7 protein-coding genes are annotated in these 10,237 nt (G+C 59.4%); 3 read left to right on the top strand and 4 right to left on the bottom strand.

Going from position 1 to position 10,237, the window contains the following annotated elements:
- Positions 1-240: 240 nt before the first annotated feature.
- The 4 genes from grcA3 to AAAX77_RS02950 form a co-directional block, all read right to left on the bottom strand.
- Positions 241-492 (bottom strand): autonomous glycyl radical cofactor GrcA3, encoded by a 252-nt coding sequence (grcA3, locus tag AAAX77_RS02965; RefSeq protein ID WP_117746636.1) that lies wholly within the window; start codon positions 490-492, stop codon positions 241-243.
- Between the two features lie 85 nt (positions 493-577).
- Entirely contained in the window at positions 578-2,629 is a 2,052-nt protein-coding gene (gene pflB / locus AAAX77_RS02960; RefSeq protein WP_006234859.1) for a formate C-acetyltransferase, read from the bottom strand.
- Positions 2,630-3,095: 466 nt separating this feature from the next.
- Complete coding sequence (locus AAAX77_RS02955; protein ID WP_227790803.1) at positions 3,096-4,112, bottom strand: 2-keto-3-deoxygluconate permease; 1,017 nt, start codon at positions 4,110-4,112, stop codon at positions 3,096-3,098.
- Between the two features lie 108 nt (positions 4,113-4,220).
- Positions 4,221-4,970, bottom strand: coding sequence for an SDR family NAD(P)-dependent oxidoreductase (locus AAAX77_RS02950; RefSeq protein ID WP_006234857.1), 750 nt, complete (start codon positions 4,968-4,970; stop codon positions 4,221-4,223).
- A gap of 251 nt (positions 4,971-5,221) precedes the next feature.
- Between AAAX77_RS02950 and AAAX77_RS02945 the strand changes: the two genes are divergently transcribed.
- Genes AAAX77_RS02945 through AAAX77_RS02935 form a run of 3 tightly spaced genes read left to right on the top strand, consistent with a single transcriptional unit; the run spans position 5,222 to position 9,890 of the window.
- Positions 5,222-5,671 carry a MarR family transcriptional regulator gene (locus tag AAAX77_RS02945; protein WP_349104722.1) on the top strand — a complete coding sequence of 150 codons (450 nt, stop codon included), beginning with the start codon at positions 5,222-5,224 and terminating at the stop codon, positions 5,669-5,671.
- Positions 5,668-8,034 carry an ABC transporter ATP-binding protein gene (locus AAAX77_RS02940; protein WP_349104721.1) on the top strand — a complete coding sequence of 789 codons (2,367 nt, stop codon included), beginning with the start codon at positions 5,668-5,670 and terminating at the stop codon, positions 8,032-8,034. The genes AAAX77_RS02945 and AAAX77_RS02940 overlap by 4 nt, the downstream gene beginning before the upstream one ends.
- Positions 8,034-9,890: an ABC transporter ATP-binding protein gene (locus AAAX77_RS02935; RefSeq protein WP_349104719.1), complete on the top strand. Its 1,857-nt coding sequence runs from the start codon at positions 8,034-8,036 to the stop codon at positions 9,888-9,890. The genes AAAX77_RS02940 and AAAX77_RS02935 overlap by 1 nt, the downstream gene beginning before the upstream one ends.
- Positions 9,891-10,237: the final 347 nt, after the last annotated feature.

Genomic DNA, 10,237 nt, shown 5'->3' with positions numbered 1-10,237 from the left:
CAAGCCCATAAGGAGGGCCTACGAGGCATGGGTCGAGGCCGGACTTCCGCTCGATTGGGACAGGCAGGCCTTCGAGGCCGAGCGCAAAATGGATTCTAAAAAACACCTTGCCAAATAGGAGCGTCAGGACGCAAAGAGGCTCCGCAGCGCGAAGCGCGATGCGGAGCCTCTTTGCATGTCCGAGGACGTTTTGGAAAGTAACCCAAAGCGGCCCGGTGATCCTGCGGGAGTTAAATCCCTTTAGAACTTGTTGTGGAAGGTACGCGCAATGACCTCGTCCTGCTGCTCCTTGGTGAGCGTGTGGAAGTTCACGGCATAGCCGGAAACGCGGATGGTCAGTTGCGGGTACTTCTCGGGGTGAGCCTGAGCGTCGAGAAGCGTCTCACGGTTGAAGACGTTGATGTTCAGGTGGTGGCCACCCTTCTCGGCGTAAGCGTCGAGCATGTGGACCAGGTTATCGGCCTGAGTCTCGGAAACTTCAGAAACCTTCATAATGTGTCTCCTTCGATCGATAGGCGCCGGCCGAAACCGGCGCACTAATCAGTAATCGTTATTGTTAGTATAGCACTAACAATAGTTACTCGCCCAGCTGATCAAGGTCGATATCGCCAAAGAACACCTGGTCCTCCTTGCCGAGCGCACTCGGGATGATGGAGAAGGTGTTGGAGATGCCGTCCTGAGCATCGCGGAACGGGAGCTTGGAAACCGAAGACAGCGAAGCGATGGCGCCGTGGCTATCGCGCTTGTGCATGGGGTTAGCACCCGGGGCGAACGGCTGGCCAGCCTTGCGGCCGTCGGGCGTGGAGCCGGTCTTCTTACCGTACACGACGTTGGAGGTAATGGTCAGAACCGAGGTCGTGGGCACGGAGTTGCGGTAGGTGTCGTTCATGCGGATGTACTCCATGAACTGGTGCACAACGTCGTGAGCGATCTGGTCGACGCGGTCGTCGTCGTTACCGTACTTGGGGAACTCGCCCTCGGTCTCGAAGTCGACGATGATGCCGTTCTCGTCACGGACGGGGTGGACCTTGGCGTACTTGATGGCGGACAGGGAGTCAGCCACGACGGAAAGGCCAGCGATGCCCGTAGCGAACCAGCGGTGCACGTGCTTGTCGTGCAGAGCCATCTGGATACGCTCGTAGCAATACTTGTCGTGCATGTAGTGAATGATGTTCAGCGAGTTGACGTACACGCCAGCGAGCCACTTCATCATGTCGTTGTACTTGGCCACAACGTCGTCGTAATCGAGCGTATCGCCCTCGACGGCGCGATACTTGGGGCCGACCTGCTTCTTGGAGACCTCGTCGACGCCGCCGTTGAGTGCGTACAGCAGGCACTTGGCCAGGTTGGCGCGAGCGCCGAAGAACTGCATCTCCTTGCCGATGCGCATGGAGGACACGCAGCAGGCGATGCCGTAGTCGTCGCCATGATAGACGCGCATGAGGTCGTCGTTCTCGTACTGGATCGAGGAGCTGGCGACAGAAGTCTTGGCGCAGAACTTCTTGAAGTTCTCGGGCAGACGGGTCGACCACAGAACGGTCATGTTGGGCTCGGGACTGGTGCCCATGTTCTCGAGCGTGTGCAGGTAGCGGTAGCTCATCTTGGTAACGAGCGTACGGCCGTCGACACCCATGCCGCCGATGGACTCGGTGACCCACTGCGGGTCGCCGGTGAACAGGGCCTGGTACTCAGGGGTACGGGCAAACTTGACCATGCGAAGCTTCATGATGAAGTGATCCACGAACTCCTGGATCTGCTCCTCGGTGAAGGTACCGTTGGCAAGGTCGCGCTCAGCGTAGATGTCGATGAACGTAGAGGTACGGCCGATGGACATGGCAGCGCCGTTCTGCTCCTTGACGGCAGCAAGGTAGGCGAAGTACATCCACTGGATGGCTTCCTGCGTGTTGGTAGCAGGGTTGGAAATGTCGAAACCATAGGTCTCGGCCATCATCTTGAGCTCGCCGAGGGCGCGGATCTGCTCCTGCAGCTCCTCACGATCGCGGATGTTGTCGGCGGTCATGACCGTCGGGGTGGAAGCCTTCTGGGCCTCCTTGTCCTTGATCAGGTAGTCGACACCGTACAGGGCGACACGACGGTAGTCGCCGATGATACGGCCGCGGCCATAGCCATCGGGCAGACCGGTGATGATGTGAGCCGAGCGGCAAGCACGCATCTCGGGGGTGTAAACATCGAAGACGCCGGCGTTGTGGGTCTTGCGCTCGAAGGTGTAGCGCTCGACAACGTTCTCGTCGACCTTGTAGCCGTGCTGGCTGGCAGCCTGGCAAGCGATGCGGATACCACCGTTGACGTGCAGCGCGCGCTTGAGCGGCTTGTCGGTCTGGAGGCCGACGATAGTCTCCTTCTCGCGGTGGGCGTTATCGATGTAGCCAGCGGGGTGGCTCACGATACCCGTGACGATCTTGGTGTCCATATCGAGGACACCGCCCTGCTCGCGCTCCTTAAGCAGCAGGTCGAGAACCTCGCCCCACAGCTCCTTGGTACGCTCGGTCGGACCGACGAGGAACGACTCGTCGCCCTCGTAGGGGGTGTAGTTCTTCTGGATGAAGTCTCGGACGTCAACTTCTCCCGTCCAGATGCCTTCCTTGAAGCCTTCCCATGCCTCCTGCATTGTGTAACCACGCTCCTAGTTACGTGTAATGCGGCGCTCTCTCACACCGCTGCTTATTGAATTCTTGAATGTTCGGCTTGCACTACCGGCTTCTTCCGTTCTTCAACACACACTGGTGCAGAGAAAACGTTTGTCCACCTTGGAACTACAACCCAAAACCCAAGATTTCACCCGTCTGAGAAGGATAACATAGCGACCCTCTCCATCTGGGCTGTTATATGTTTCTTTTTTTATATCATAAGGGCGTTTTTTACAAATCCGCAGGAAACGCGAGCGCGAACAACTACCGTTCACCGATTTGTATGTTATTTTTCCTTGCCTTTGTACGACGTTCGCTCTAGCTGTTATGCCAGCTTTAGCAGGGTAAAGTGTCCCAAAGACCCTACAGAAACTGCAGGGCGGCCACGGGATCCCCCGTGGCCGCCCTGTGGCGTAGCTAGTTTTTAGCTTTGATTACCGTTTGGCATTAGGCGGCTGCGGAGGCCTTGTCGGTCGTTGCCTTGCCGTTGCTCTGCTGGCCCTCAAAATGCTTGTAGCACCAGCTGGTGACCAGCGGGGTCAAAATGGCCGTCACGATAGCGCAGGCAGCAACCTGTGCCGTAGCCGTCGCGAGCACAGCACCACCGTACATGGCCTCGTTGACGCTTGCCATGGCAGCAGGCGTGGCCACATTGGCTCCGGCGCAGCTCGAAATGGCCGCACCTGCGACACCCGTACCGCCCGTGAGCTTATCGACCGCGATAACGGGAATTGCAAAGACCACCGAGCAGATCACGCCGAGCAGAATACCGGGGAGACCGCCATTAATGAGCTGGCCAAAGGTCATGGTCGAGCCCATGGCAAAGAAGACGAGCACGATGACGGCGGAAAGTGCCGGTGCCATCATCTTCTTAAAGCTCGGGAAGAGGTTGCCCAGAATAATGCCGACGACGATCGGCAGGATGGCGCCCACGAGCGACCAGCCGATCGGAGCCTGACCGGCAGCGCCGAGCACGATCATCGTGACCGGAGGGCCGACAACCAGCGTGGTGATGGCGACGGCGCCACGCTCGGCCTCATTGCCCATGGTGCCCATCAGACCAGCGTACATAGCGTTGTTGGCGCCGGTGCAAGCCGCCAGCATCACCATGGCAGAGATGCCAAACAGGTTGTCGTTGAACACATAAAGGATGAGCAGCGACACGGCAACGACCACGATCTGCTTGACGGCGATGATGATGGCGCCGCGTGCAGCGGCGGCAGGAGCACTCTTAAACGAAATCGTCGTACCGACGATGAGCAAAAAAGCGCCCACGAGCGGGCCTGCGCCCTGCTGGGTCATACCAAGCGTAAAGCTGCCGAGCGTTTTGAACAGGTCGGGGAATAGCGTGTTGAGCAGGCAGCCCAGCAAAAGCGGCACCAAAATATTGGCACCCGGGATGGAGGACATCTTAAAGAACGGCTCCTTTGCCGCCGGCGCCTCCACCGCAGTCGATTCACTCATATATATCTCCTTTGGATGCATGCGAATCGTAGCCGCACGCGCCTATGTCAGAAAGAAGGCGACGGTCCCGAGTCGCAGGAGCCGTCGCCGAATAATCATCGCGGGGTATTACCCGTCCAGGACGATGCCGCCGTCGCAGTCACCGATCTCGCCGTTCACGAAGCTGGCGAGGTCGGAAGCGAAGAACAGCACCATCTGCGCAGGCTCGCTGGCCTGGGCAGCGCGGCCCAGAGGAATACCGTTGATGATGCGCTGAGAGTTCTCGTCAGAGAGAATCGAGGTCATATCGGTCAACGTGAGCGACGGGCACACGGCGTTGCAGCGAACGCCAAACTTGCCGCCCTCCTTGGCGACCGCCTTGGTAAGGCCGTTGACACCGGCCTTGGAGCTCGCGTAGGCAGCGGTGCCAAGCAGGCCGCCGCCGATCTTGCCAGCAACGGAACTCACGTTGACGATAGTGCCGGCATGCGCCGCCTTAAAGTGCGGGTACACGGCGTTCATCATAGTGAAGGTACCGTTGAGGTTGATATCGATAGTGCGGCGCCACTCGGTGTCATCGATCTCGTCGAACTTCTTGGTGCTGATGACGCCAGCGCAGTTAATCAAGATGTTGGTTTGCGGCAGGTCCGTAAAAATCTGCTCGACGGTCTCGCGCGCCTTGGGCGCATCGGCGACATCGAGCTGATAGAACTTGTTGCCCTCGCCAAGCTCGGCCACTGCGGCCTCGCCCTTAGCAGCGTTCCTTGCGATGAGCGCGACGTGTCCGCCGCCCGCGACGATGCCCTTGGCGATCTCGAGGCCAATGCCCTGAGTGCCGCCCGTGACAATCGCGGTCTTGCCCGTGAAGTCAAATGCCATGACTCCATCCCCCTTTAATTTAGGTGTCTCCTTGCGGGAAGTTGGAGCATCGCACGTGGCGATAAATGAGTCCCAGTCGTCATGGTGGTGACAACCCCTCGCCTAACCGCGTGCATACTAGTTCTTTGAAACACTTTAGCAATTGAATGATTTTAAGTCTTAATGAGCTCTTAATATTGCCCATTGTATGAGGCCCGCGTATGGGGGTATCATCTTCCACCGAAAATAGTTTCTAGTGTTAGGGGTTTTCGGTGGAAGATACCGATTTCCATGAGCTTGGGCGTCAGCTCTTTACCGAGTTTGGCAGCATGCACCAGCGCGTTTCGCGCTTTGCCGACCAGGCTCTGGGTGGCGAGATGGCCGTCATGCGCGCCCTCATGCGCGCCGGCGGTTCGCTCACGCCGAGCGAACTCGCTGATCGCGCCTGGGTCTCGAGTGCCCGCATCGCCAATATCCTACGCGCTCTCGAAGCCAAGGGCTGGGTCGAGCGCGAGCACTCAAAGACCGACCGTCGTCGCGTACACGTCACGGTGACCGACAAAGGATTCCAGGATCTCGAAATCAAACGTCGGGAATTCGAGGACCGCACTGCGGCTTTCCTCGAGCAGCTCGGCGAAACAGATACCCAAGAGATGGTGCGTCTTCTAAGGCGTGCCAACGAAATTATCGACCGCAATCAAGAAAGGAGAGATGCCGAGTGAGGATTCTCAAGCTCTTTAAAAAGCATATCCTGGCACTGTTCGCAGCTATCGTACTTATCGTAATCAGCTGCAACGCCGATCTGGCACTGCCTACCTATATGAGCGACATCGTCGACGTAGGCGTGCAGCAAGGCGGCATCGCCTCGCCCGTGCCCGACACCATTCGTGCCGAATCGCTCGATGACCTTGAGCTCTTTATGAGCGCCAAGGACGCCAAGGCTGTGGAGGCCGTGTTTAGCAAGGCTGACAAAAACGGCATTCGAACGTATGAGGGTACCGAGGACGAGCGCGCCGACGGCAGCAAGCTCGCCGACATTATGAGCCTGCCCGAGACTGTTGTCCTTTCGCTCAACCAGGGCATTGACGCTGACTCCATGGGAGACATGACCGGCACGTCCAACGAATCTGGCAACAGCGCCGCCCAGGCCATGCCCACCCCCGAGCAGATGGCGACGATGACGCCCGAGCAGCTCGCCGAGATGCAGCGGAAGGCCGCTGCGGCGCAGAACATGCAAAAGCAGATTGATGCCGACGGCGGTAAGATCACCATGAAGAGCCTGCGCCTGGGTGTCGAGGGCGGTCTGGTAGACCAAAGCAAGCTCGTTGAGGGCGCCAACGAAATGGCGGATAAAATGGGCTCCATGTCGGGCTCCATCGTCACTCAGCGCGCCGTGAGCTATGTACAGGACGAGTACAAGGCGCAGGGCATCGACCCCGCCGACGTGCAGAACGCCTACCTGGGCCGCATGGCGACCACGATGTTTGGTCTGTGTCTGGTGTCACTCGTCGCCACCATCCTGACCGGTGCCGTGGCTTCGCGCACCGCCTGCTCCATCGCCCGCGACCTGCGCCGTGAGACCTTCAACAAGGTTATGCACTTCTCACCGGCCGAGGTGGGCAAGTTTAGCCAGGCCTCGCTCATCACCCGCTGCACCAACGACATTCAGCAGATCCAGATGGCCGCAACCCTGTTTATCCGCATGTGTCTGATGGCCCCCGTCATGGGCATCGTCGCCGTCATGCGCGTCCTGGCCAACCATACCGGCCTGGAGTGGACCATCGCCGTTGCCATCATCGCGGTCTCGGCCGTCGTCGGCGTGCTCATGGGCCTCACCATGCCCAAGTTCAAAAAGATGCAAAGTTACGTGGACCGTGTGAACCTTACCGCCCGCGAGCTACTCGACGGCCTTATGCCCATCCGCTCGTTCAACCGCGAGGAGCATGAGCTCGAGCGTTTTGACAAGGCGTCGCTCGATCTGATGACCACGCAGCTCTACACCAACCGAGCCATGAGCTTTATGATGCCGCTCATGATGCTCGTCATGAACTGCATCACCGTGCTTATCGTCTGGTTTGGCGCGCAGGGCGTGTCCGACGGCGTGATGCAGGTCGGCAACATGATGGCGTTTATCTCCTACACCATGCAGATCGTCATGGCGTTTATGATCCTCACCATGGTTTCGGTTATCCTGCCCCGTGCCGAGGTCGCAGCCGAGCGCGTGGAAGAGGTCATCACTTGCCCCACGAGCATCAACGACCCCGCCTCGCCCAAACTGCCCGCAGCCAGCGCGCCGCGCGGTGAGCTCACCTTCCGCGACGTGAGCTTCCAGTATCCCGATGCCCGCGCCGACGTCATCAGCGGCGTGAACTTCACCACGCATGCCGGTCAGATGCTCGGCATTATTGGCTCCACGGGCTCGGGCAAGTCCACGCTCGTGCAGCTGATTCCGCGCCTGTACGACGTCACGGGCGGCAGCATTTCGCTCGACGGCATCGATGTGCGCGACATGACCCTTTCCGAGCTGCGCCGCCGCATCGGTTATATTCCGCAGCAGGGTCGCCTGTTCTCGGGTACCGTCGAGAGCAACCTCAAGTTTGCCGGCGACATGGTGAGTGACGAGGATATGCGCCAGGCAGCACGCATCGCCCAGGCGGAGGACTTTATCGCCGAGCGCGAGGACGGGTACGACTCCCCTATCAGCCAGGGCGGCTCCAATGTTTCGGGTGGTCAGCGCCAGCGTCTGGCCATCGCCCGCGCGTTGGCCAAAAAGCCCGAGGTCGTGGTGTTCGATGACTCGTTTAGTGCCCTCGACTACAAGACCGACGCGCGCCTACGCGAGGAGCTGGCCAAAAACGTTACCGACGCCGCGCTCGTGGTCGTGGCCCAGCGCATCGCGACCATCATGCACGCCGACCAGATCATCGTGCTCGACGACGGCCACGTGGTGGGCACCGGTACGCACGAGGAGCTGCTGCGCAGCTGCCCGGCGTACCTGGAGATCGCACAGTCGCAGCTTTCCGCCGAGGAGCTGGGGCTTACCCAAGAAGAAATTGCAGCCGTCACGGAAGGAGGCGAGCGCTAATGGCAGACGAGACCAAGACTCAGATTCCCAAGCCCACCCGCCAGCGTGGTCCCATGGGCCGCATGGGCGGCATGCGTCGCGGCGAAAAGGCCAAGGACTTTAAGGGCGCCATGAGGCAGCTGCTCGGCTATATCGGCCAGCACAAGATTGCCGTGTTTACCGCCGTCGCCTTTGCCGTGTGCTCGGTCATCTTTAACATCGTGGGGCCCAAGGTGCTCGGCCAGGTTACCACCAAACTGTTCGAGGGCTTGGTTGCCAAGGTCAACGGCACCGGCGATGTCGACTTTGCCTGGATTGCCAAGACGCTCGGCTTTTTGCTCTGCCTGTATCTGGCGAGCTCTATCTGCAGTCTAATCCAGGGCTGGCTCATGACCGGCGTCACGCAAAAGATCTGCTACCGAATGCGCAAGGAGATCGCCGCCAAGATTGCCGTCGTGCCGATGAGCTACTTTAACGGACACAGCAAGGGCGACGTGCTCAGTCGCATCACCAACGACGTCGATACGCTCGGCCAGTCGCTCAACCAGAGCGTGACCCAGCTCATCACGTCGGTGACGCAGATTATCGGCGTGCTCGTCATGATGCTGTCGATCAGCCTGCCGCTCACCGGCGTCACCGTGCTCACGCTGCCGGCCGCTGCGATTATCCTGACCGTGATGATTCACTTCTCGCAGCCGTACTTCCGCGAGCAGCAGCAGGTTCTGGGCGCCGTCAACGGCATTATCGAGGAGGATTTTGCCGGCCAGAACGTCATTCAGGTGTTCGACCGCGCCGAGGCCTCGATCGAGGAATTCGACCGCCAAAACGACCGCCTCTTTATTAGTGGCTGGCGCTCGCAGTTCCTGTCGGGCCTGATGATGCCGCTCATGAGTTTGGTGGGCAACATGGGCTACGTGGGCGTCGTCGTGGTGGGCGCGCAACTCGCGCTGACCGGCAATGCCACGCCCGGCGACATCCAGAGCTTTATCCAGTACGTTCGCAACTTTACGCAACCCGTACAGCAGCTGGGCAACGTGAGCAACACGATGCAGTCGATGGCCGCCGCCACCGAGCGCGTCTTTGAGTTCCTGGCCGCGCCCGAGGAGGAGCAGAAGGCTGACGCGCAGATTCCCGAGAAGCGCCCCGGCCACGTGGAGTTCGACCACGTCAAGTTTGGCTACACGCCCGACAAGACCATCATCCACGACTTTAGCTGCGAGGCGCAGCCCGGCCAGACCATCGCCATCGTCGGTCCCACCGGCGCTGGCAAGACCACGCTCATTAAGCTGCTGCAGCGCTTTTACGATGTGGACGGCGGCTCGCTGCGCGTCGAGGGCGTCGACGTGCGCGATTGGGACCGCGCGGCACTTCGCGGCGAGTTTGCCATGGTGCTGCAGGATACCTGGCTGTTTAACGGCACGATCCGCGAGAACATCCGCTACGGACGCCCCGATGCAAGCGATGCCGAGGTCGAGGCCGCCGCACGCGCCGCACGCTGCGATCACTTTATTCATACGCTCGCCGGTGGCTACGACTTTATGATCAACGAGGAGGGCACCAACCTGTCGCAGGGTCAGCGCCAGCTCGTGACCATCGCCCGTGCCATTTTGGCCGACCGCCCGGCACTGATTCTGGACGAGGCGACTTCCAACGTCGATACCCGTACCGAGGAGCTCATTCAGCGCGCCATGGATGCGCTGATGCAGGGCCGCACCAGCTTTGTCATCGCGCACCGCCTGTCCACGATCCGCAACGCCGACGTGATCTTGGTGATTCGCGACGGCGACATCGTCGAGAAGGGCACGCACGACGAGCTGCTCGCCCAGGGCGGCTTCTACGCCGACCTGTACAACTCGCAGTTCGACGAAGCGGCGTAAAAACCGGCGGCAAACAACCGCAATGCCAAGAAAACGAGGGCGCAGGACAACCTGTGCCCCCGTTTTTTGTTCTGCGACCCTCAAACCGCCTCCCCTGGGACCTGATTGACAGCCCCTTCGAGGCCCCGTGGGCAAAAAATGGCAAATATGAGTACTGTTACCTTTTTAGTAACAGCCAAAACAGCCCCAAATGCCGTTTTCACAGCTTACACGCGCCCCTAAATTGATCAAACAGCCCTATAGCGAACTTATATGTGTTTGCATTAATGAACATATTTTGCTGTTATGTCTATTATTTTGCGAAGACAATATGATACTAAGATAGCAACCGTACTCATATTTGGCAT

The sequence above is a fragment of the Collinsella sp. CLA-ER-H6 genome, from assembly GCF_040092305.1.
GTDB lineage: Bacteria > Actinomycetota > Coriobacteriia > Coriobacteriales > Coriobacteriaceae > Collinsella.
The sequence above is the reverse complement of the archived record's forward strand: the minus strand, read 5'-3'. Positions and strand labels throughout refer to the sequence as shown.